General features: G+C 32.2%; 40 protein-coding genes. 39 read left to right on the forward strand and 1 reads right to left on the reverse strand.

Going from position 1 to position 22,448, the window contains the following annotated elements:
* Window positions 1-73 precede the first annotated feature (73 nt).
* Window positions 74-358, forward strand: coding sequence for a DUF5962 family protein (locus tag M1F91_RS00440; protein ID WP_037606821.1), 285 nt, complete (start codon window positions 74-76; stop codon window positions 356-358).
* A gap of 13 nt (window positions 359-371) precedes the next feature.
* A complete protein-coding gene (locus M1F91_RS00445) occupies window positions 372-662 on the forward strand; it encodes a DUF5966 family protein (RefSeq protein ID WP_037606819.1) in 291 nt (96 codons plus the stop codon).
* Between the two features lie 82 nt (window positions 663-744).
* Here the strand turns inward: M1F91_RS00445 and M1F91_RS00450 are convergent, their stop codons facing one another.
* Window positions 745-1,605 carry a helix-turn-helix domain-containing protein gene (locus M1F91_RS00450; protein ID WP_247912183.1) on the reverse strand — a complete coding sequence of 287 codons (861 nt, stop codon included), beginning with the start codon at window positions 1,603-1,605 and terminating at the stop codon, window positions 745-747.
* Window positions 1,606-2,154: 549 nt separating this feature from the next.
* On the opposite strand from M1F91_RS00450, the gene M1F91_RS00455 reads away from it, so the two are divergent.
* The 37 genes from M1F91_RS00455 to M1F91_RS00635 all read left to right on the forward strand — a co-directional run bounded on the left by M1F91_RS00455 (window position 2,155) and on the right by M1F91_RS00635 (window position 22,414).
* Window positions 2,155-2,754: a hypothetical protein gene (locus tag M1F91_RS00455; RefSeq protein ID WP_247912184.1), complete on the forward strand. Its 600-nt coding sequence runs from the start codon at window positions 2,155-2,157 to the stop codon at window positions 2,752-2,754.
* Window positions 2,755-3,006: 252 nt separating this feature from the next.
* Entirely contained in the window at window positions 3,007-3,171 is a 165-nt protein-coding gene (locus M1F91_RS00460) for a hypothetical protein (protein WP_247912185.1), read from the forward strand.
* Entirely contained in the window at window positions 3,168-3,491 is a 324-nt protein-coding gene (locus M1F91_RS00465; RefSeq protein ID WP_247912186.1) for a sel1 repeat family protein, read from the forward strand. Before M1F91_RS00460 ends, M1F91_RS00465 begins: the two co-directional genes overlap by 4 nt.
* Window positions 3,492-3,774: 283 nt before the next feature.
* Entirely contained in the window at window positions 3,775-4,155 is a 381-nt protein-coding gene (locus M1F91_RS00470) for a hypothetical protein (protein ID WP_247912187.1), read from the forward strand.
* 108 nt (window positions 4,156-4,263) lie between these two features.
* The gene (locus tag M1F91_RS00475) at window positions 4,264-4,692 is read left to right on the forward strand and encodes a DUF2750 domain-containing protein (protein ID WP_247912188.1); all 429 of its coding nucleotides are present in this window, start codon (window positions 4,264-4,266) and stop codon (window positions 4,690-4,692) included.
* 2 nt (window positions 4,693-4,694) lie between these two features.
* A complete protein-coding gene (locus M1F91_RS00480) occupies window positions 4,695-5,114 on the forward strand; it encodes a DUF2750 domain-containing protein (protein ID WP_247912189.1) in 420 nt (139 codons plus the stop codon).
* A gap of 122 nt (window positions 5,115-5,236) precedes the next feature.
* Window positions 5,237-5,368 (forward strand): hypothetical protein, encoded by a 132-nt coding sequence (locus M1F91_RS00485; protein ID WP_247912566.1) that lies wholly within the window; start codon window positions 5,237-5,239, stop codon window positions 5,366-5,368.
* A 96-nt stretch (window positions 5,369-5,464) separates the two neighbouring features.
* Complete coding sequence (locus M1F91_RS00490; RefSeq protein WP_247912190.1) at window positions 5,465-5,941, forward strand: DUF4926 domain-containing protein; 477 nt, start codon at window positions 5,465-5,467, stop codon at window positions 5,939-5,941.
* 247 nt (window positions 5,942-6,188) lie between these two features.
* A complete protein-coding gene (locus M1F91_RS00495) occupies window positions 6,189-7,040 on the forward strand; it encodes a hypothetical protein (RefSeq protein WP_247912191.1) in 852 nt (283 codons plus the stop codon).
* 195 nt (window positions 7,041-7,235) lie between these two features.
* Window positions 7,236-7,559, forward strand: a complete 324-nt coding sequence (locus M1F91_RS00500; protein WP_247912192.1) for a DNA polymerase III — start codon at window positions 7,236-7,238, stop codon at window positions 7,557-7,559.
* Window positions 7,560-7,852: 293 nt separating this feature from the next.
* Complete coding sequence (locus tag M1F91_RS00505) at window positions 7,853-8,305, forward strand: tetratricopeptide repeat protein (RefSeq protein WP_247912193.1); 453 nt, start codon at window positions 7,853-7,855, stop codon at window positions 8,303-8,305.
* Between the two features lie 166 nt (window positions 8,306-8,471).
* Entirely contained in the window at window positions 8,472-8,924 is a 453-nt protein-coding gene (locus tag M1F91_RS00510) for a hypothetical protein (RefSeq protein ID WP_247912194.1), read from the forward strand.
* An 81-nt stretch (window positions 8,925-9,005) separates the two neighbouring features.
* Entirely contained in the window at window positions 9,006-9,200 is a 195-nt protein-coding gene (locus tag M1F91_RS00515; protein ID WP_247912195.1) for an RHS repeat-associated core domain-containing protein, read from the forward strand.
* A 145-nt stretch (window positions 9,201-9,345) separates the two neighbouring features.
* Window positions 9,346-9,621: a hypothetical protein gene (locus M1F91_RS00520; protein WP_070608479.1), complete on the forward strand. Its 276-nt coding sequence runs from the start codon at window positions 9,346-9,348 to the stop codon at window positions 9,619-9,621.
* A 112-nt stretch (window positions 9,622-9,733) separates the two neighbouring features.
* Window positions 9,734-9,955 (forward strand): hypothetical protein, encoded by a 222-nt coding sequence (locus M1F91_RS00525; RefSeq protein ID WP_006148297.1) that lies wholly within the window; start codon window positions 9,734-9,736, stop codon window positions 9,953-9,955.
* A gap of 17 nt (window positions 9,956-9,972) precedes the next feature.
* A complete protein-coding gene (locus tag M1F91_RS00530; protein ID WP_070625031.1) occupies window positions 9,973-10,644 on the forward strand; it encodes a growth inhibitor PemK in 672 nt (223 codons plus the stop codon).
* Window positions 10,645-10,812: 168 nt separating this feature from the next.
* The gene (locus M1F91_RS00535; protein WP_282185005.1) at window positions 10,813-10,968 is read left to right on the forward strand and encodes an RHS repeat-associated core domain-containing protein; all 156 of its coding nucleotides are present in this window, start codon (window positions 10,813-10,815) and stop codon (window positions 10,966-10,968) included.
* Between the two features lie 160 nt (window positions 10,969-11,128).
* The gene (locus tag M1F91_RS00540; protein WP_247912197.1) at window positions 11,129-11,515 is read left to right on the forward strand and encodes an ankyrin repeat domain-containing protein; all 387 of its coding nucleotides are present in this window, start codon (window positions 11,129-11,131) and stop codon (window positions 11,513-11,515) included.
* A 44-nt stretch (window positions 11,516-11,559) separates the two neighbouring features.
* Window positions 11,560-11,676: an RHS repeat-associated core domain-containing protein gene (locus M1F91_RS09110; protein WP_282185006.1), complete on the forward strand. Its 117-nt coding sequence runs from the start codon at window positions 11,560-11,562 to the stop codon at window positions 11,674-11,676.
* 22 nt (window positions 11,677-11,698) lie between these two features.
* Window positions 11,699-12,085, forward strand: a complete 387-nt coding sequence (locus tag M1F91_RS00550; protein ID WP_247912198.1) for an ankyrin repeat domain-containing protein — start codon at window positions 11,699-11,701, stop codon at window positions 12,083-12,085.
* Window positions 12,086-12,142: 57 nt separating this feature from the next.
* Entirely contained in the window at window positions 12,143-12,910 is a 768-nt protein-coding gene (locus M1F91_RS00555; protein WP_247912199.1) for a hypothetical protein, read from the forward strand.
* A 437-nt stretch (window positions 12,911-13,347) separates the two neighbouring features.
* Window positions 13,348-13,779: a DUF4265 domain-containing protein gene (locus tag M1F91_RS00560; RefSeq protein ID WP_247912200.1), complete on the forward strand. Its 432-nt coding sequence runs from the start codon at window positions 13,348-13,350 to the stop codon at window positions 13,777-13,779.
* Window positions 13,780-13,884: 105 nt separating this feature from the next.
* A complete protein-coding gene (locus M1F91_RS00565; protein WP_247912201.1) occupies window positions 13,885-14,166 on the forward strand; it encodes a hypothetical protein in 282 nt (93 codons plus the stop codon).
* Between the two features lie 228 nt (window positions 14,167-14,394).
* Window positions 14,395-15,030 carry an Imm43 family immunity protein gene (locus M1F91_RS00570; protein WP_247912202.1) on the forward strand — a complete coding sequence of 212 codons (636 nt, stop codon included), beginning with the start codon at window positions 14,395-14,397 and terminating at the stop codon, window positions 15,028-15,030.
* 248 nt (window positions 15,031-15,278) lie between these two features.
* Window positions 15,279-15,842, forward strand: coding sequence for a DUF4303 domain-containing protein (locus M1F91_RS00575; protein ID WP_247912203.1), 564 nt, complete (start codon window positions 15,279-15,281; stop codon window positions 15,840-15,842).
* A gap of 53 nt (window positions 15,843-15,895) precedes the next feature.
* Window positions 15,896-16,078, forward strand: a complete 183-nt coding sequence (locus M1F91_RS00580; protein ID WP_247912204.1) for an RHS domain-containing protein — start codon at window positions 15,896-15,898, stop codon at window positions 16,076-16,078.
* An 11-nt stretch (window positions 16,079-16,089) separates the two neighbouring features.
* Window positions 16,090-16,554, forward strand: coding sequence for a hypothetical protein (locus tag M1F91_RS00585; RefSeq protein ID WP_247912205.1), 465 nt, complete (start codon window positions 16,090-16,092; stop codon window positions 16,552-16,554).
* 250 nt (window positions 16,555-16,804) lie between these two features.
* Entirely contained in the window at window positions 16,805-17,026 is a 222-nt protein-coding gene (locus M1F91_RS00590; RefSeq protein ID WP_247912206.1) for an NTF2 fold immunity protein, read from the forward strand.
* A 430-nt stretch (window positions 17,027-17,456) separates the two neighbouring features.
* Entirely contained in the window at window positions 17,457-17,933 is a 477-nt protein-coding gene (locus M1F91_RS00595; protein WP_247912207.1) for a hypothetical protein, read from the forward strand.
* A 68-nt stretch (window positions 17,934-18,001) separates the two neighbouring features.
* The gene (locus tag M1F91_RS00600) at window positions 18,002-18,484 is read left to right on the forward strand and encodes an SMI1/KNR4 family protein (protein WP_247912208.1); all 483 of its coding nucleotides are present in this window, start codon (window positions 18,002-18,004) and stop codon (window positions 18,482-18,484) included.
* Between the two features lie 184 nt (window positions 18,485-18,668).
* A complete protein-coding gene (gene imm40, locus M1F91_RS00605; protein ID WP_247912209.1) occupies window positions 18,669-18,965 on the forward strand; it encodes an Imm40 family immunity protein in 297 nt (98 codons plus the stop codon).
* A 44-nt stretch (window positions 18,966-19,009) separates the two neighbouring features.
* The gene (locus M1F91_RS00610) at window positions 19,010-19,510 is read left to right on the forward strand and encodes a hypothetical protein (RefSeq protein ID WP_247912210.1); all 501 of its coding nucleotides are present in this window, start codon (window positions 19,010-19,012) and stop codon (window positions 19,508-19,510) included.
* 269 nt (window positions 19,511-19,779) lie between these two features.
* Entirely contained in the window at window positions 19,780-20,469 is a 690-nt protein-coding gene (locus tag M1F91_RS00615) for a hypothetical protein (RefSeq protein ID WP_074324581.1), read from the forward strand.
* Between the two features lie 43 nt (window positions 20,470-20,512).
* Complete coding sequence (locus M1F91_RS00620; protein ID WP_006148331.1) at window positions 20,513-20,875, forward strand: hypothetical protein; 363 nt, start codon at window positions 20,513-20,515, stop codon at window positions 20,873-20,875.
* A 337-nt stretch (window positions 20,876-21,212) separates the two neighbouring features.
* On the forward strand, window positions 21,213-21,749 hold the full coding sequence (locus M1F91_RS00625) for a hypothetical protein (RefSeq protein WP_247912211.1): 537 nt from the start codon (window positions 21,213-21,215) through the stop codon (window positions 21,747-21,749).
* Window positions 21,750-21,928: 179 nt separating this feature from the next.
* Complete coding sequence (locus tag M1F91_RS00630) at window positions 21,929-22,060, forward strand: hypothetical protein (protein WP_006155648.1); 132 nt, start codon at window positions 21,929-21,931, stop codon at window positions 22,058-22,060.
* Between the two features lie 168 nt (window positions 22,061-22,228).
* Window positions 22,229-22,414, forward strand: coding sequence for a hypothetical protein (locus tag M1F91_RS00635; RefSeq protein WP_247912212.1), 186 nt, complete (start codon window positions 22,229-22,231; stop codon window positions 22,412-22,414).
* The last annotated feature ends 34 nt before the right edge of the window (window positions 22,415-22,448 follow it).

Below are 22,448 nucleotides of genomic sequence, written 5' to 3' on the forward strand. Positions count from 1 at the left end.
AAATAGATACAAATAGCGGACAAGAAAAGAAAAGCGCGGTAGAATAAAGATAGAAAGAAACGAGGTAACAATTATGATGGAAGATACCTATTATCAATTAGAAGAGGCTTTGGTACAGGGATTTCAAACACCTGAAGAATACCATGCCTACAAGGAACTAAAGGAACATTTTGAGGAAGTGACGGGGGATTACAGTTTTTCTAAACGAGAGCTCACTAGTCAATTGGAAATCGCTCTTCAGAATCATCGAGGTGTGGACTTTGAAGAACATGAGAAAGAGGAGTATTTGGACTTAGTTCAAAAGCTAGAGGTATTTGATTCCTCTCTTGCCACCCATTATTGTCAATTGATTGACTAGAAAGGAGAAAGTCATGAATGATTTACTCCTTATCCCAGTAATTTTTTTATCAGTAGGAGGAATTCTCATTCTTTTATGGAGACTCTTTCTTATTGCCAGTGGACTTTTCCTTATTGGTTTTGTCAGTTTTCTTATTTTCGTGGAGGGATATGGAATTTATCTGTTCTTTACAGAGACTGAACTTTACACGGAAGATTTGGCACAGAATGGATTATTTAGTTTTACGATTTTCTTTATCATCTTTAATTTAGTTTTACTTGTATTAGTAAGTTTGGCGGGATACAAATGGAAGAGGGGATATTAACAAAAGTGGAGAAAACTATATTAGTTCCTCTCCACTTTTACGTTTCTAGCTAATTGGTAATTATAACTTATTACGATTGAAGTCACCTATCCTTATCTTTTAAAAAATGATCAATCTTAGCCATCATGAGCTTGTGCTCGTATATTTTACAGATATCACGAGCCTGTAAATAATAGTCAAGAATTTCATCGTGCTTTAAAAAATCTTTTCCGGCATTTGCAACGATAGTTAAAAGAGGCGCCAGCTGATAGCTGGTCTCTTTTTGTTTACAAAAGTCAATGGTTTCTAAGGCTTCTTGGACGGCTTCTAATTCCTTACCTTTAGAGTGTAAATAATAGGCGAAATTATGTTTAACTCGAATATAACCAAATAAATACTCTTGGTGGTTTAAATCTTTTTCCTGATACAAACTGATAAGAAGTGAGTTATTTTCTTCGTATTCTGCATCACGCCCTACAGAAAAATAAAAATTAGATAAAGTATTGAGGAGTTTAAAATACACAGATGAGCTGACCGAAAGCTTTGGCAAAGTGTTTTCTAGACTGGCGATAGCTTCATCTTTGGAACTATGTAAGTAGAAAAGGATAATCGCTTGAATCCATAGAAGATAAAATTCATCCTCAGTAGACAGATACTGATACTTTTCTTTTTCTAAGTTTAAGAGGTATTTTAAATCCTCGTAATTACGATCTTCAAGTAATTTTTCTGCTAATTTCTTAAACGGTGCTATATTGGAAGTCATTTCAATCTGTTCATCGAAAAAATAATCTAAGGGAACTTGAAGCCGATTTGCAAGTTTATAGAGTAAATCAGCAGCAGGCATATAGTTACCACGTTCTATTTTGCTGATTTGGCTTTGCTCACAAATTTCTTCGGAAAGTGTTTTTTGTGAGAATCCTTTTTCTTTTCTCTTGGCTTTTAGTTTATCAGATAATATGCTCATCTTTAAACCTTCTTTAAATAAATTTACGATTAATTATATACTTTAAAAACTAAAAGTTTATGTACAATTGACTTAACATGAGCTAAACCATTGATAAAACTGAATTAGAAGGATAAAGTACACTCATTAAGCAGTGTACTTTATTTTTGTTTTGTACATTATTTGTTGATTGCTTAATCAATACTACATCTCTATCAGGCAATTCAGACTTCATTTAGTCCTCTAAAACCCACGTTGAGGCGGTATCACTGCTTGTAAAAGATTAGAAACCTTTGAACGAAAGGGAGAATGAAAAGCGTGAAGGTAGCTTCTCTAATCGAATAGAGGGTAAGAATCAGAGTAATAGTTCAAGTATGGCTTCTGGATACTATAGTCTGACATGCTATCAATCTATTTCAGAAACTGGACAAATTGTAGTAACTTTCCTTGAAGGAACTGAAGTGGATTTATAAGAGACTGTGACCGAGAAGTTCCAGTCTTTTTTTGGGTTTTAATGATATAATGAGATTATAAATGTGGATATTGTTTAAATTCTCTGGAGGACACATAATGTTGAATTTAGTAAAAGGTCACCGAGTTAGCTTGGTAGAAAACCTGTTTGAATCATTTACAAAGTTAACTGAACATCATTTGACGGCGAATGTACATGCAGAAAAAATATTAGAGGTTTTTCAACACTTTATTGCGATTCATGACGAGCCCTTGTTTTTTATTTTGGAATTGCCTGTCAGTATTGATAGAGAAAAAGTGATAGCAAAGAATATTATGAAGGAATCCCATAAGGATGTTTATTATATTGATGGTTGTTCAAGAGAGGAATGCCTAGCACTGTTGAGTAGATACGGTGATTTGCTTGTTAATGATGGACTAAGTAAGTTTGGTTTTGGTGGGCATAAAAGTCATGATGAGATCATGCTTGATAGCTATAATGTTGTGACAATTTATAGTAAAGAACTTTCGAAATTTAATGACTTTTTTGAATCTCATAATATTCAATTTGTAGAAGAACTAGTGACAGCTTGGAAAACTTTTTCTAAGACCTCACCAGGAATCTCTGAAATCTATGAAAGTAACGGAAAAACTGTTTATAATTTGCCCGAAGAATTAGCTGAATGGGGAATATATTTAGCTGAAACTCGAACAGAATAGGCATATCTATAGGATTAGAAAGAGAATATTTCTATTCCTCTAATACCCCAAATTTAACTTTAGTAAATTTATAGAAGGAAAAGCTAGATGTAAGCACACGTTGATGTGTGAGTATTTCTCGTGAATGATAAAGGATAGGGTATAATTCATTACACTGTTTTTGGATAAATATTGTTAGACTGTAACTTTTATGTTGCAGTTTTTCAATTTATACATGGTATAATTAAAATAATAAAATAAAGAGGATTTTTTATGAGTAAAGAACTAGTATTTCAAAGTGTAGAATCACTACAACAAGTTGTAAACGTAATTAATGAGGCTGCGGCAGCTCTTAATGATAAAACACGTACAATAAGAGAGAGTCCAATCCCAGAAGTGTTAGCTGGAGCATTGGGAGCAGGTATTGGTGGCAAATGACTAAATTTATATCAACAGGTAGTACTTATTGGATTTCAGATGAAGAAATTCAAATTCTCGAAAAGAACGCCACTAATGGAGATAAAAACTCAGCATTCAAATTATATCAATACCATATGTTTGTATCTTTAGATCAAGATTTGGAATTTAAATGGCTAGAGATAGCGGCAAAAAATGGACATCCAATTGCCCAATCCAATTTAGCCGATTTATTTTTCACACTAGGCAATAAAGAAAAAGCCATATTTTGGGCTACAAAGGCATATAGAAATGGTGCCAAACTACCAGACGAATTAAAAATATTGATAAATATCAATTAATTAATAAGATTTAGCGGATTATCGTTACAAACCTAAAACTTCTGGAGGGAAATCAGTAACATTAGTTGCTTGTCAAACAGGGAAAGGGGACGATTCATTTGCTCAAAAATTGGCTAATGAATTAAAAGTACCTGTACGTGGTGCAACAGAAAATATTAGTGCAGTTATAGGAGAAGGATTAAATGAAGGTAAATATGTTACAATTAAGCCATAAAATCCTTAAATTTATTTTTTAAGTATTTTTCTAACGTCTTATAATAACTCATACAGTAAGGATAGAGACATGAAATCTAATGCCAACATTTCAATAAATGACAGTATGTATATTTCTAAAACTGAACTGGAAAAGTTAAAAATTGATGCTTCCTCTGGCAATAGTCAAGCAGCATCAAAATTAGCTAATTATTTTGCTTTTTATGAATTTAACAATGATAAATTTATATTTTGGTTAATTCGATCAGCCGAATTAGGTAATACTCGAGCACAATATGATTTGGCCTATATATTCTTTGATCATTACCAAGACAGTAACGACAAAAACAAATTAGACGAGGCGGAAAAATGGGCTCTACTTGCTCAAAAAAATGGGATGTCTATTACTAACCTACTCACTGATATACATAATGAAAAGCAGAATTCCAAACATAAACATGAAAACAAATAGTTAAAATAAAAAACTAACCAAGCTAGCGTATAAATCCCTGAGTAAACATGGGGTGAATCAAGCACGCCGTAGCCTGCATCAAATTTTTAAGTAGAAAGGATTTAAATAATGGACCTGCCAAAACAAGCAATTGATTCAATTATTAAATTATCAGCTAGAGAAAGATTGGATTATTCTATTAAAACTATATGCGGTATTGAAACTTTATACCTACTAGATGGAAAGGATGACTGGATATATTTGCAAGATGATGAAGGAAAAGAATATCTAATGATCTTTCCAGAATCTGAGTTTGCGGAGTTAGCTCTCCAATGGAATCCTCAAGCATTGAGAATAGATGAAATGGAACTAGAGAACTTCTTAGAAGATACCGTTCCTTTAATGTCTGAAAGTAATATTAGATTAGCTATTTTTCCTATTGATGAAAAAACAGAAACTATTATTTTTGATCCAATTGAATTTGCTAAGATGATTAATGATTATTTTTATGAGTGGTATGGGGAAGAATTTGATTTACCTTATTTATTAGGAGGTTAACAATGGGTTTACATAAAAAAGCAATAAATGCAATTCTTAATTTGTCCAGTCAAGAACGTTATGAGCATACTTTAAAAAGGATAACTGACTCTGGAGTTTTATATGTTTTAGCAGACAAAGACGGAGATTGGATATTATGGGGAGATGAGAAAAATTCATCTTTAGCCATATGGCCTGAATTAGAATTCGCAAGAATTATGGCACAGTCTGAGGATAAGAATTCTGATATTTATGAAATTGAGATAGAAGAATTTTTAGAGGATGGGATACCATGGTTAATAGAAAATAATATAGGTATAGCTGTCTTTCCGATTCCTAATAATCCTGAAACTATTGATATGAAAGCTATTCAGTTTGCTGCCTCAGTCAATAAAATCTTAGATGAAAGTTATGATGAGGCCTTAGATTTGCCTTATCTTTAAACGAATAGTCAGTTCAAGATCTAACCAAACCGTAAGGTCGCCTGAAAAAGGACGAGCGGGTTTACAATAACTCGCATCAACCGTTCAGACTGCAAAACCAATACTTCGATGAAGAGACGGGACTGCATTACAACTTCTTCAGGTATTATGAGCCTGTTGCGGGTCGGTTTGTGAATCAGGATCCGATTCGGCTGGTGGGGGGGATAATCTGTATGAGTTTGCACCAAATGCTCAAGATTGGCTTTATCTATTAGGTCTTTGCTCTAATTTGAAATTACCTAATGCAGATAAGGCTATCATTGACCCTAGAAAAATCACGGGATATGCCTTAAATACAGAACACCCTGTAGGTGGAAAAAGCAAAGGTTTTTCAATCTGCATTAGGATTTAATCAATCAAATGTAGATGAGTTGATTAAAAAAAATCAACAAGGTATTTGTGAAAACCCAGAAACTTCAGGTAAATGTGATGAACATGGGCAACGCTATACTGTTGATATTCCAATGACTGGTCCAATTGGACAGACCGCCACAGTTAGAACTGGTTGGATAATCGATAGCGGACAATCAATTCCACGATTGGCAACTACATATGTTTTATGGTTAATTATTAAGGAGTTTATAGTGAAATATTCACTTTTAGAAGTAGTCAAATTGCAACAAGATCTTCCTGGTTTTAATTTACAAAAGGGAGACATCGGTGCTATTGTAGAAGTTTATTCAAATCCTTATGAAGCATATGAGGTTGAATTCTGCGATACTAAAGGAAAAACAATCGCACTACTAACTTTAAAGCCAGAACAATTAATGCTATTTCTTGATACATAATATTATTCTTATGAATCTTATAAGCAAGCCGTAGCCTACATGAAACTTTCAATTCCGCCGTAGCATGGGAGCGGTAATCATGCTGTTTCTGCCTTTCAGACAACCTCAATTCTTTTTCGAGGTCGTCTGAAATATTTGTTCTTTAACAATCTCATTACCATTAGCAATGGCATTCTATCTAGAGGTCATTTTTCCTGATGGCTGAGAAGCTAATTGACATAGACAAATACAGGAAAGGATATGTATTATGTTGAAAATATTAAATAATTCTTTGGATGGAATTGTATTGGGTCAAAAAAAGGCTGACTTTGATGATGTTATTTTAAATAATCCTAATTATTCATTAGAGTTTGATAGAAAACACAAGACACAATCTGATTCAGAATTGATTACTGTATCCTCCTTGAGGAATTGTGATGAATTTTGCTTAAATGGAAAAGTTATTAACTTTTCAAATCTTGAAAAATTTTTAGAAGAGGAGGATCCTCTAATAGAAGTTTCAGATGAAGAAAATTATTTTTATTTTTTTCCAAAATATAATTTAGTTTTATATGTTGACTATAAGGATAATTTGTTTCTGCAGATATTAATTTACGATGAGAGTATAAGAGATTTATATGATAATAAAGGTAAAAAGTACTCAGACTTTCAAAAAAGTAAACTTAAAAACCCAACTTTAAATCATGATAAATTAATATTTATTCCTTATAAGAGTATAGGCGATTTTGAATTAAATTGTTCTCTATCAGATGTTATAAGAAAATATGACATATCAAACAATGTTATCCCGAAGGTAAAAAATATTATAGAGATAAACAATTTTGTACTAAGGTTTGATAATGAAAAGTTAACTGAGGTTACAATTTTCAATGATAAGAAAGTAGAGCTTGCAATATACTATAATGAAATAGATATATCATCAAAAAAAGGGCTTACTGAGTTATTAAGTCGATATGATGTTATCGAGAGAACGAAATCTAAATATCTTTTCAAAGAATTAGGTCTAGTTGTAGAAAAAGATCTGTCCGAATTTCGTTTTTTTGAACAATCATTATTAAAATTTTGGGTAAATTTGCATAGACCTATTACTAGCTGGTAATCACAAGTAAGCCATAGCAAACCGTAGCCCACACAAAACCTTTAGTCCTGACGTAGGGTGTGTGCAGTACGCATGCGGTTTCTGTTTTTCAGACGACCTCTGTCAAATCGCCTAACCCGAATGCGACGCACAGCCTCACTTCAGTCACCTTCAGATGAATTATTTGAAATTATTCGATTACCTTAGGAGATTATCATGGATATAACACTATTTAATTTTCGGACATTTTGGGAAGCAAATGCTGATGAAGATTATCGTGAAGATACTATCAAAATGTCTATTGCACTTATGACGTTTCTCAAAAACCATAACTTACTTGTTGATATTGACCCATTTAATGAGGATGGCTCTATCAAAGAAGATTTGATCATCCGAAAATCCAATGTAACCGATGAAGGATTCCAATTATTTGTTAAACCAGTAAATAACTGGTGGAATGCTTTGGATAGGGGAACTCATCCCGAGAAAGTTACTATTTTGGAGAATGGGTTGAAAAAAATTCGTGCTGCGAAAAAGTAATTTTATATTCTCAGACGGCCTCAATATCTTCTTTGAGGTCTTCTAAAAATAAGGAATGCACATATGAGACATAATCCTGAAGATGCCGTTTCTTATTGGAATCGTTGCGGTCGTTATTATGGAGCCAAGTCTCAGGCAGTACGAAAAAGGATGCTTGATTCTAATAATTATCGATTAGAATATGGACCATGAAACTGTTCCCGTGGAGCAAAGAGCAAAGAACGTTATAAGAAACCCCGCAAGCCTAAAAATGGAAAATTACCTAAAGGCTGTTAATCTAAGAAGGATAAATTATGTATTTAGATCAAGTAAATTATGAATTAAATAAGAAAATCAATGATTTTGTATGTAACTCAAATGACGCGCCCACACCGGAGGAAAGAATTGATATTCTAAAGCAGGCATGGGAACTTTTGCCTAAACCAGCCACTCAATTCGTCGAGCCAACTTCGGCAATCGCCTGTGGTATTTCAGAAAATTATAAAAAATTAGGCGATTATCAAAAAGCCCTTGAGTGGATGTTAATTGCACTTGAGGCACGAAAAGATGAACCTGCAGCAGGTGTGTTCATATGGACAGGAATCGTTTATTATGAATTGGGCGATATGGAGAATGCCTATAAATATTTTGACCTAACTTATAATGAGTTACGCTACACGCCGTTCTCTATGGAGGATAAAAAATATTGGCAATTTTATAAACAACGTAAAGAAGAATTATATCCTAAGAAAAAAACCAAAAAGTAAGATTCGATATTTTCAGACGACCTCTACCAAATTGCCGCCCCCGACAGCGGTGCACGGCTGCTGTTTGCCAAAGTCGATTCTGGCAAACCGAAATCTGATTATGGTCATGATTGACATAGAAAATTTACATTTAATATCGTTTAACTTTATTGAGGAGTTGTATGCTATGAATTTAGATGCAGTTAACCCAGAATTAGAATCAAAAATTAATGATTTAGTTTGCGAAGCTTATAATAAATCTTTTTTGGAACAAGAAAAATTACTAAAAGAAGCATTTGAGCTAATACCTAAGCCAGTAACTCAATGGGCGCATCCAACTACAATGGTTGCGATTGCCCTATTCGACTTTTATTATAAAAATCAGAAATATGAACAGGCTGAAGAATGGCTGACTATTGCTTTAAGTGTTGCTGATTTAGGAACAACTAATGCAGGAACATATCTATTAGGCGGTCTTTTTTATTATGATATTGAAAAATATGATGATGCTTATAAATATTTCGATATTGCTTATAATGATGCCGGGTATTATCCATTTAGCATAGAAGACAAAAAATATTGGCAATTTTATAAGCAACGTAAAGAAGAATTAAATCCTAAGAAAAAAACCAAAAAGTAAGATTCGATATTTTCAGACGACCTTTTTTGTACCGTACTTAACCGCCGCTACGCCTACGACCCGTTCGGCATCTCAAGAGAGATGATCGACATCCACGGAAACCTCTTGTGGTTTGGCAACTACACCGGCTGGGGGCGTCTGAAAGATGAAACCAAGGTAACGGATAGCTCGTACCAGCACTTCTGCCTGCAAAACCAGTACGCTGACCGTGAGACGGGGCTGCATTACAATTTATTCAGGTATTACGCGCCGGATGCAGGGCGGTTTGTGAATTAGGAAAAGATTATGCTATGGGTAAAGCAACAGGATGTTGAAAAGGACATGATGATCCACAAGGAAAAGGACATGAAAAGTACCCGCACATAAGTATTAGACATCTGGATGGAAAAAAAGTGCGTATTGATATTATAGGAAAATAGATATGTTAAATTTAACTAATTTACAAACAAAAGGATATGATGAACTTATTGAAATTGATGGAGAAGTTGTTTATCAAGTATTTGCTATTAAGAAAAATAATGGAACTTATAGCACATATTACTATACAGTACCAAAAAATAAATTGGATCAGGCTGAAGATTATGAGATAGAAGAATTTAATGAATTTAATGAACTTGAATTAGCTATAAAACATATTCAATCAAAAGGAGCTAATCTATCAAGATTTAATATATTTAAAGGTAACAAGCCTCTTTAAGACCTTTTTTAGATCATAGGTTGGTCGAGATCCAACAAAATATCAAAGTCCTCTGAAATAACCTTCAGACGACCTTCCCTATGATTTTTATCCAAAAAATACTGACAAAGGTATGCCTGGGAAAATCTATTTTATTGAGGTAAAATATAATACAGGACGATTAACGAAAGGTCAAAAGAGATCAGGGTTATTCAATTTGAAAAAACCGCACAATGCTGGAGGAAAATATCCGAAGGCTGCATATATGGTTTCAACAAAAAATAAGGATAAGCAAACGGATGTGGGTTCCTCCAAAGGCGTTGCTCGCTTTATGACTTTAGTATTCAAAGATTGATTTTAAGGACGATAATTATGAAAAGTAAAGAATTTATTCAAGGTCTTATTGAATATTTAAAAAATAATTTAAATATTCCTGATGCTAATTTTCTAAAAGATAGGATTAAATTTAAAAAAGGAAAATATGTTTATGGTGAAATATCCTTTAGCAATTCTCGTACTTTCGAGGGGGTCATACTTCACCTATATGCATACAATTCTGAAATGGGAAATTTTTTCTCCCAAAATGTTCCTCCTTATGATAAATCGTCAAACCCATATGATTTAGTATTTGTACAACCATCTATCTCGCAGGCGCATTTTTTTAAAGCTCCCCCTATTACCTCATTTCCTTATGGAGATACCATTAAATTACCTGAATCTGAGAATGATGCAAAAAACATCTATCCAGATGTATTAAAGCATTTGCAGCAAAATCATATTCCAATCATTATGGCCTTCCATTCTGGTAGCAAAGAAGTTTTAAAATATTTAGCACTTTATCCAGAGGCTTTTCGTTTTAAAGCATTAACCGCTATTTTTATTATAAATAAGAATGAATTACCACTAAATGATCCTTTAATACAGAATATTTTATTGTTTGATAAAAAAGTATTAGAAAATGATAATGGATTGTTTAGCAAGCATGATTTGATCTTCCTGGAAAATTCTTTTGACCAAAAATTAAAACAACAAATTATGCAATAATTAGTCCTTGTAACAAGCCGTAGCCTGCACAAAACCTCCAATCTCGACGTAGGGTGTGTGCAGCTCGCACGCACGCGGTTTCTGCTTTTCAGGCGGCCTCACAATCTCCTTTGAGGTCGTCTGAAAGAAGAAACTAGAGTAACGGATAGCGCATACTAGCCCTTCCGCCTGCAAAACCAGTACGCCGACCGTGAAACCGGGCTGCACTACAACCTGATGCGTTATTACGATTCTGATGCCGGTTGGTTTGTGAACCAAGATCCGATTAGATATTTGGGGGATGCAAATTTTTATACTTATGCATTTAATATGACGAGTTGGTAGATTATTTAGGATCAAATCCCTTTAAAATTTATTCTCGTTTACGACAAATATTTAACAAAGCAAATAAAAAAGTAAATAAATGATTGGAAAAACAGATTAAATGTTTTAAAAGAAAAAGCAAAAGCTGAATGTTCTAGATAGAATTGTTTGGAGAGTAAATATGAATAATCTTTTAACAAAACTTTTTTTGAAATACCAAGACTACCCTAGTTTTTTTAGTAGTAATCCAATCACTTCAGTACATGACTTAGGTTCTATGGGAGAAACATTATTAAATTTAGCCGTTAATTCTCAAGCTAAAAAAGATGTTATCTTACTAATAGAAAATGGTGCTAATATCAATCAACAAGGCGAATTAAATTTTGCTCCTATTCAAAATGCTTGCCTTCACGGAAATATTGATATTATTAAAATTCTTTTAGAGAATGGTGCTAAAACAAATATAAAAAATGAGTTCGGATATGATGCAAAGCATTATGCAACGGAAGAATATCATGATAAAAAAAAGTCTAAAGAGATAATGAATTTATTGAGAAATTATAAGTAATTGAATCATATTATTGGCTAGCCAACAAAACTGTAATAAGGTCGCTGCATTACAACTTCTCCAGGTATTATGAGCCTGATGTAGGTCGGTTTGTGAATCAGGATCCGATCAAATTAAAGGGTGGGCTGGGGAGTTGCACTTACTTTAGCAGTCGTATCTGATGCAGGAATATGGGTATAATTAATGGAAAAAGAATTATTATGTATTTTAAAAAAATATGAAACGCATCCTGACTTTTTGGGTGACATTATTGAAGATGTAAATCAAGTAGGAGGTATGGATGATACAGTTTTACATATTGCAGCCAGAAATAATTCTTTAAATGATGCTCTTGTATTTCTTCAAAATGGGGCATTGATTGATCTTAAAGGGGACTTAGGATATACCCCCCTACATTATGCATGCATGTTTGGAAATATAGAAATGGTGAAATTACTCCTTGATAATGGATCTGATAAAAATATACAAAATGAATTTGGAGAAAATGCCGTTAGTATTGCAATTAACTCATCCAGCGAAAATAAAGAGAAGATAGTAAAACTATTAAATAATTTTAAAAAACGTAAATAAAAAATAGATAATAAATCAATCAAATGCTGCCATATCTTAAAATGGAGAAAGTAAGACATGATAAAAAACAATCTAATTTTATTAATTAAAAATCAAATGTCAGATAAACAAAAAAATGAAGATGCCTTACATTTAAATAGACTTTTACTAAGCTCAATAGAAAACCCTAGTATAGCTAATGATTGTTTCATAGAATTATTTAGCTATTATTCTAATATATCCCAAGGAGAAGTAAGTGAACTATTTAATATACTGCAATCTTTAACAAAAGATGAAATCAATATCATTTATGATTTTTTAGAATATATTTCAAAGTTTGTCAAAGACTTAGGAGTATATTGTGAATTTGAAAAATTCCTTATGGAGGTAAAATATATACAAGAACGAAATTATCTAGAGGAAAAAATCGAGTCTACTTTTCCAGTTTTCAAGGTTGATAAAAACAACATCATAAGTTTTGATGATAGTGATGACTCTTATATATATTCTATAATGCAACTATCTACTAAAACTTGGATTGAGATAACATACGACGATTTTCTCTCAATACTGGAATCACTAGAGTGGCAAGCCTTTACTAATAAGGCTATATTATATTTTACTCCTTGCTGTTTAAAATATATTTTTTCTAATTTGTCTAAATTTCATTTATATGGTTACGTTGTTGAATTTTTATATATTGCCCTAAGAAACCAAAGTACGATATTTAACACTACTCAATTCAACTTAATTATTGATTTTTTAAAATTAATCCAAAATTTTAACCAGGAAATTAGTGTTGAAACACAAAAAAGAATAACAAGTACGATTCAACTTTATTTATAACTTCCCAGTCGCAAAGGGGTATAGAGCCGTAACTATTATTCCGACCAAGACCCGATTAGGTTGCTAGGGGGCTTTAACCTTTATCAACTTACATCGATTACGCATTGAACATTTTACATAATTAAGAGAAACTCAAGCTTCAAATGATAAAATTCTTAAAGCGGATTTAGAGTTTTATTTAAAACAATCTATTTTAAAAATTGTATTCAGCCTACTTTTAAAGTAAAATATTCTTGTATACGATAATAACGATAAAATAGTTTTAGAGTTATTTATAAATCGAGAGAATTCAAAAGGAATGGTTGACATATCTGAGTCAAAAGGATATTCTTTCTTCAAAGACAAAGAAATAAATATTAGTTATTTCGAAGAATTAAAATGCGAGTTGTTAAATTAAGTTCCTACAGTAGGTAGCAAGGTTATTTAAGGTAATTAAAATGAAAAAACTTTTTTTAAATCTAGAAGTAATTGATGGTTATCCTCCAGTATCTATGGAAAGTATTTGGGCAGAAGTGACTGAAGAAGGCTATCTTAAAGTTAATAATATTCCTTTTTATAGCAAAGAAATCTCTTTAGGTGATATTGTTAGTGGAATACAAACGGAAGAAAATTACTTATTATATGATAAAACGATAATTCATAGTAAAAATAGTACGTTGCGGATTGTTTTCTTTAATGAACATCAGAAATTTAAAGATAAAATATTAACGAAACTAAAAGATCTTGGATGTGAGTTTGAAGCATTTAATGTAAATTTCTATGCAATCAACATACCCATTCAAGTAGATATAGAAGAAATATATCTTTTCTTAGATGAGTTTGTGGAAACTGACGATTTAGATTATGACACAGGGTATTTGGCACAATAGCTATAACTTGCGTAATATCGCAATATGTAGAAAATTCTAGCATTGTTTACGTAGTAGAAATTTTAAGGCTATGTGAAGGCAGACATCTATTACAGGAGACCCAATATGAAAAAAAATGATTATTTTTGGTTTAAAGAATGTCCTATATGTGATGGACAAGGAAGATTAATTATTAAAAAAAACATTAACTTTAATAAGTTATTTTTCTGTTGCGATGAGTGTATGAGTTGCTGGGAAAATGAAAATGACTTAAATCAACAAAGAAATAAATTTATGGAATATTCTATTGGATCAAAGATAGTTAATGCTTCAGAAGAGGATATTATCAATCTGCATTGGGAAAAATATAAATTACATAAAATTTCTGATGCAGTAGTCTCATTTTAAACAAAATAGGAAATTAACTATACTATGGCGATTTGACTGCCGTTTATGGACGTGACAGCAAAGAACTAGCGGTTTCGCCTACCGCAACCATATCATGGTCGAACACAGCCAGCCCAACGGCGTGTACGAGATTTACAAGAAAGGTTAAAAAAACGTTTGAGTAAGTCCATATCTGTTGGAGGATGTACCTCTACCAACTCACCAAAACGATTAGATTAGGAGGATATTATGAAAAAATTACTAGTATGGGGATATGCCCTGCAAAGCATGGATAAAGCAGCAAAAATGGGGTTGCCACGTGTAAGTAGTGGTGTTCTAGGTATATCAGAGAAGTTTAACCCTAAAAAAACGCATCCTGATTTTGACTTTCCATGGAGTTGGTTCGTAAAGGGACAAGAAATTCCTCCAATGCCTGAAAAGGTTTATGTCTGCTTAAAGAAAGCAAGAGGTGTTACTTTTGATTTTCTTCCATATAATGATTTCTTTATCATGTCAGCGCATTTTTTGGAATTTATTAAAAAATACGGATTTGATCATGATTATGGAATGAGTAAAGCAATTATTGTCAATACAAAAGGGGAGTTATTGACGAACGAAGCCTATTATTTAGTAAGAATAGTTGATTGGGAAATTCAGGATGAAATTGTTTACCCAGATTTAGCATTAGATGAAGATAATTTTTCACTGGAGGCATTTACTAATTCAGATAAGGATATTTTATTGTCTACCAATTATAATTATTCAGGAGCATTCATGGTGTCAGAAAATTTAAAAGAAAAAATATTGGAAAACTTTTCTTTGCCTTTTCTTTATTCTTTAGAAGAGTGGAAGGAATTAAATAATTCAGACTTTTTTTGGGATTAATATAAATTAAAGAAGTGTTGGATATACTTTTTCCATCCCAACATCTACTCCCTCTCCCGTTGGAGAAGGCTGATAAGAGGGTAACAAGATGGATGAAATTATGTCTAATGAACAAAGCTCAAGCAGATAGATATATGAGCAAGCAATTAACTAGAATTGGTGGTAAGTTTTTTGGAAAATACAGGTCACGTAGAAAATGTTAATAGAGAATGATTGATGTCAAAAATGTCTATGAAAGGAAAATCAAAATGAATATTTTAAGTAATTCTATAATTCAAGATTTAATTCAAAATGTATATAAAGGAGTTACAGATACATTTAACTATGTATTAGAGAGATATAATTCTAATGATGTTTTTGCTTACTCATTATATGTTGATGACTATTGCTCATATCTAGGTTGGGCTGCAAATACTATTTCTCACTATGACAAAGAAAAATTAAACTATCCGAGAGAGGAATATCCTTTTATTAAATGGTATTATCCTCAATTTGCAATAGGACTTGGAGAGGTTCCTGAGAAAATAGATAGTGTATTCAATAATGAGATTCAAAATATTCTTAATGATGCAAATACATTAATATCAGAAGATAATTTTGAGCAATATCAGGCGGAAGTATATGATTCAATTATAGAAGGATTTAAAAAAGCAATAGAAAATATAGATAAGAAAAAAACAAAGAATGTCATATTTTTTGTTTCTATTGTAGATAGTGATAATGCTGAAATTATGGAAAATTATTCTGCTGAACAACTAAATTCATATGATAAATTTCTTACGTTCAAAAATAGATTTCAAAGCAAGCCGTAGCCCGTATGAAACCTCCAATCTCGATGTAAAGTGTGCGCGGAACGTACGCACGAATGCGGTTTAGCTGTCTAAACTACATCAACGAAGAAGGCGAAAGCCACCAACAAACCCACCACTTCCACTGCGACCAAATCATCATCCCGAGGGAGATGACGGACATCCACAGTAATCTCTTATGGTACGGCGAATACACCGCATGGAAAAATCACTATAAATGTAAAAGTTATCTAACATAATGGAGATAAATATGCCCTTCATGAATATTCCCTATAGAGATTTTCCTAAAGAAGGATTGTTCAAAAAACTTTATCGAGAAAACATCTATAGAATAGAGGAATTTAAGGATGAATTTAATTATTACGAATATACCCCAATAGAGAAAATTATTATTGATGAACATAATTTAGTACCATTCATCTTTTTTTCACCAGAAGGAATAAATTATTTAATGCCTAAAATTTTTGATAGTATCAGCAATGGCATTAGAAATGATGATATTCCAGTAAATATAGAAGAATTTATTATAAATATACCTACAGCAGAAAACATCACTCATGCTTTAAATCTCTTAAAAAAAGATGAGCTTATAATTCTAAAAAAGTATTTAGAAAAAATATTATTTGGGGACTCATCAAATTTGATACAGCAAATAGGTGAACATTATTTATTCAGAAGTATTGAATATCTCGAAAAATTAATAAATAATTCCTAAATCTACTTATTATTTTGTTAATCGAATACATAAGCCAAGGTTTCTAGAAAAGTAGCCGTAGCCCGTACGAAATCTCCAATCCTGACGTAGGGTGTGCGCAGTACTGCATTACCTACACAAGCACAATCGATTTTTAAATTTTGGTATTAAGAAAATAATGATGAACAAAATCCGTCTCATTACTATATTAGTATTTCTTTGTTTTACTTCAGCTTTTGCAAAAGGTTTTTTAGACAAAAAGGAGAGCAATATGTTAGTCAGTTCAAAAAATATGGCGCTTGAGCTTGCTGAAATATACATAAAAAACGTATATGGAAATACCGTTTCAATAAATCAAAAACCATACCGTATTATTGAAGAGAAAGATGTCTGGATCATTAATGGAACCCCTCCAAAAGCACTAGGTGGTAATTTCCATATAGTTATTTCTAAAAAAGATGGGAGAATAGAAAAAATAACCCATTCAAAATAGCAAGCTGTAGCCCTCATGAAACCTTCAATATTAAAGTGAGGGTGTGTGCGTTATGCACGCGGTTTTTGCTTTTCAGACGGCCTCGAAGAAGAAACCGGATTCGTTTGGTACGGTAGCCACCTCTTGCAAGAAGTCCAACCGGACGGCAGGTATACATATATCCACACCGATACCGCGCGAGAAGACCGACATACTCGGCAATCTGTTGTGGTACGGCGAATACACCGCTTGGGGTCGTCTAAAAAAAGATGATCGGCTTTACAAGAATGCGCACCAGCCCTTCCGATTGCAAAACATCCTTGTCCACACTGGCATGTAGCTACTTCCAAAATGGATGGAATTCTTATTCAAAAAAGAAATAATGGGAATGGTGCATTTTCTTGGAAGTCCTACAAAGATAATGTAACCGTACCACATAGGAAATAGTATCATGACAACTTTAGAAGATAAGATCTTTACTTTAAAACAGAATCATTTAATGAAAAAAATGAAAGAAATTCATTTTTTAAATAATTTAATTTCAGATTCTGAAAAAATTATTCCATATCCACTCTCATGTGAAATAATAAATCGTACTTTTACCCCATATAGAAATATAGAATTATTAAAAGAGAATTTTAGTTTATCGATAAAAAATGAAATATTAAATTTTTTTTCACCAGAGGAAAATGATATTGCTTATGTATACTTTTATGGAGGAATAAATGATTCGGCCGAAACACCAATAGAATTATTCCCATTGTTTATGATCAAAATAAAAAATATTAGCAATTGGCTAGAATTAATAAACAAACCTAATTTTTATTGTTTAAAATTATTTAGTAATAAAATAGATAAAGTTATCGATATATCTCTACTCGACAATGAGGAAGATGTGTTATCTATTTCTATTGGACTGAATGCTTAACTTTAAAAATAAATAAACTATTCCAGAAGAAGCAATTCTTTGCTTTGTATAACTTAAAGGAGTTTGCCATGCTCAATTTTTATGATTGTGATAAAAATTTATCTGAAAACGATTTTAATGAAGTTGAAAAAAAACTAGAAGTATCTTTTCCATCTTCATTCAAGTCACATTACTTCAAATGGAATGGAGGTACTCCCAATCTTTCTTGTTTTGTCAATGATAATATTGATTATGACTATATTGAAATTCGCGACTTCATTCCAATGAAATATTCTAAGCAGTTTGAGGATGATCCAGATTTTACATTAGAAGGAAGAGCGATAAATGAATGGGAACTTAATGAGTTACCTATAAATCTGATTCCTTTTGCTTTTGATTGGGGAGGGAATTACCTCTGTTTAGAAAAAAATAGTTGGCAAATTATTTATTATGTAAGGGACGTATGGAGTGAAAATATATCAAGGGAAGCTAATTTTAAAAAAAATTCAATTATTATTGCGAAATCATTTGAGGAATTTTTAAATTATTTAGAAGAAAATCCTGATGATTAATAAACTGGCGTAGCGTCGTGTATATATAGTAAGCGTAGCAAGCCGTAGTAAGTATGAAATCTTCAATCCTGACGTGGGCTGCGGTACGCACGTACACGGTTTCCGCTTTTTAGACGGCCTCGAATAAGAAAAAAGTCAATAAACGGAGAAGAGAAAGTTTAAAATGCCATATGGAAGTGTATTTATGAATAAATTAATTAGTATTTATATTAATAATGGAGTCAGTTTACTTGAACAAGGAGAAAATACTGTAATTATACCTATAGAATTATCTAATGATATTATAGATATTTTAGAAAATTTAAATTTCTTTATTTTAGGAGGAGATTTATATAAAAAAAATAATAATAAATTTGAACATACCTATGATAATTGGTATTACGAAGGAAATATTCAAAGTGATAGTATTATAAAAACTAGAGAATATCTAGATAACTTTAAAAATAATCAAAATTTATATGTATCATTTGTTTTCAAATAAAACTGTCAGCAAGCGTAGGTTGGATCGAGACCCAAAAACAAGTCGTGGCAAGCCGTAGCCTTGGCAAAACCTCCAATCCCGACGCTGTGTGGTCAATTGCTACCCCCGCACCCTTCAGGCAACCTGACCCACAGCACCGACAAACTGGGCAGGATTACCCAAGCGGGCAACGAAGTGTTCGCCTTCGCCCCCGCGCACAACATCCAGAAAGGGATAAGAAAATGACTAATTGCATATCAACAGGTAGTATTTATTGGATTTCAGATGAAGAGATTCATATTCTCGAAGAGAAGGCCACTAATGGAGATAAAAACTCAGCATTCAAATTATATCAATATCATATGTTTGTATCTTTAGATCAAGATTTGGAATTTAAATGGCTAAAGATCGCGGCAAAAAATGGACATCCAATTGCCCAATTCAATTTAGCTGATTTATTTTTCAAACAAGACAATAAAGAAAAAGCCATATTTTGGGCTAAGAAGGCACATAGAAATGGTGCAAAACTACCAGAAGAATTAAAAATACTAATAAATATCGATTAATTAATAAGTTTGAGCAGATTATCGTTACGAACCTGCTGTGGGTCAATTTGTGAATCAGGATTCGATTAGGTCGTTATTTATTTGAAACATTCCATGCTACCAGAAGTAGCTTCGCAGTCAAACCAAAATGAAACCACATGACTAATATTGCTCAATTTATAGTGAAACCAGGAACAACTATTATTGAAGGCAAAGCTGCACCTCAAGGTTTGGGTTTTCTTGGCGGATAAACACAAATATATTAATGCCTTAGAAAGGTTAATACGACAATGAATCAGGAGCAATTTATAAAAAAGACTAATATAGTTTTAGTCGAAATTGATAAAATGATTAATAATTGTGATGAATATAGTTATACAAATAAACAGCAGTTGATTTCTATAAAAAATGAACTATATGACATGATTAATTATCTAAATTCAGAAACTATTTTTCAACAAAAAAAAGGAAAAGAATTTTTATTGTCTCGAATAGTAATTGATTCTTGGCCATTTAACAATGAGGTTGGTAAACTCCTTGTAGAAATAGAAGAAGATTTCAATTCTTTGACTATAAAAATGTCTAAGTTAAAAATTTTGAATGAAACTCCTTTAGACTTTCAAGAAAAAAATATTTTTGACCAATGGGAAGTCAGTTACCTTGATTTGATGGAAGTTAATCAAGGTTCTCCCTTAGTTGGAAGTCTATCCATAAACGGTCAAGTTATTATTAAAGAACAGGGATTTGGAGGGCCTTTGTTGTATTCCAATAGAAAAATATATATTCCAGTTTTCATTAGACGATTTTGGGTTGTTGGATTTAGGCTTGCAACATTAAATTTAGATGATTTATCAATTGAGTATATTGGGGGTATCGAAGACTTAGTTTATCTGAAAGAGATAAAAGGTAATAGAATTTATTTCTATACAGACATATATAAAAGCACAGAAAAGAATTTAACATTATATGAACAAATATAACTCAAGAATATGCTGTAAACATCATAGCCTAAGGAGGACTTCCATGTTAATTAAAGTCAAAGAATTTATTCAAAAGTATTGGATTAGTATTCTAATTTCATGGATTTGTTTTTGGTTATGGATGGCCTATTATGGAGATAACACAATAGTTAAGTTGGTCGTGTTTCCGATCATCTCTTTCTTTCTAGTTATTTTATTTCATTTAGAATTAGAAAGAAAAAATATTAAACATCTATCTATAATTCAAATGTTAATTGGGATGCTGCTGGGATTAGCTATACAAATCGAAAGTGAGAGTTTTATGCTCCTTGAAGGATTGATATTCGGAGGAATTTTGGGATTAACAACACCCTTTTGGATTAAAATATTTTTATTTTTAAGAAAAAAGATAGGAAATTATGTATAACAAAGCATAAGTTAGGGTAGTTATCAACAAACAACCTAAAGGCCGTCTGAAAAACGAAGAAGCTTCATACGGCCTAGAAGATGCCACCAGATTCGTTTGGGATGGCAAGTATACCTATATCTACACCCCCGGATTCCTACGAGTCTTTGGCACGAATTCGAGACTGGAGCAACGATTAGAAAGATTGGCTACCATTGCTAAAAATAAAAATGGAGTAAAAAGAAAATCTCAGAAAAAATATTAAAAATGCAAAACGAATTAGGAGAAGCTTTTAGAACTGGCAAATATATTTGTGCTGCACCAATTTCTAAAAGTAATAGTAAGAAAGGAAAAAATGATGACTCTTTATCAAATATACTCTGCTGTTGATAATGAAGAAGCGTATGTGGACTTAAAACAGGATGATAGAAAGATTGTAGAATTTATTAATTACAATAAAGGTAATTATACAGATGAAGCAGTTTTTATAGCTCAGAGTGGATATACCTCCAAAAATATTTCTAATACAGATTATATTCAAACAATTCCTAAGATGTTATTGTTCTCTGAAACTTTCATTAATAAATTGGCTGATAAATTAAAAGATGAATTAGATTTTTTTCCGGCTAAACTTAGAATCAAGAATGATGAATTTAAATTTTTCCTTGGAAAAATTAAATTAACTGCTAAATTAGTAGATATGGAAAAATCAAATTTTTATGAAATAGATGGAGAGAAGTTTATTGATTATCCACCTGTATTTTTAGGAAATATATCTGGTTTTGAGTTTTGTGCAAAAGATATAAATGATGATTTAATTTGGGCTTTTTCTGATAAATTCAAAGAATTAGTTATTAGTAATAATTTGAAGATGGAATTTCTTCCTCTAACATGAAATACTCTGTAAGTAAGTTATAGCAAACCGTAGCCCGCACAAAACCTTCAGTTTTGACGTAGGGTATGTGCAGTACGCACGTACGCGGTTTCGCCTATCTACACCACATCATCGAAGACGGAGAAAGCCACCAACAAACCCACTACTTCCACTGCGACCAAATCGGTATCCCGAGAGAGATGACCGATAAGGACGGGAATCTGTTGTGGTACGGAGAATACACCGGCAAGGGTCGTCTGAAAGAGGAAACCAAGGTTGCGGATAGCGCATACCAGCCCTTCCGCTTACAGAACCAACCGCAAAAAATATAAAGGAAAATAACCCTTCCCAATGGAAAAAAATCGTAGAAGCTGTTGATGATTTAGTACAAAATCCAAAAAATAAAACCAAATTGAAAGATGTTACTGAAGCAGCTGTCCAAAATTTTCCAAATAACACGAGAGATTTCTCTACTACTTTAAAAGCATTAGGAGGATAAGATGACAGCTAAAATTTTTAAAATAAGAGATTTTTTAAAAAACGGTAGTTTTTTAAAGAATTTCTTAACTGAAAATATATCATGCTTCCTAAAAGAGAACAGTAATGAGTCATTCGGAAAGGATATTGTAATGTATTACTTTTATTTTAAGGGATATGATATATCTTTTATATACGATGAAAGTTAAGGAATACTTAAGGGAGAGCAAATAGAAATCTCTA

The sequence above is a fragment of the Streptococcus sp. oral taxon 431 genome, from assembly GCF_023110115.1.
Lineage (GTDB): Bacteria > Bacillota > Bacilli > Lactobacillales > Streptococcaceae > Streptococcus.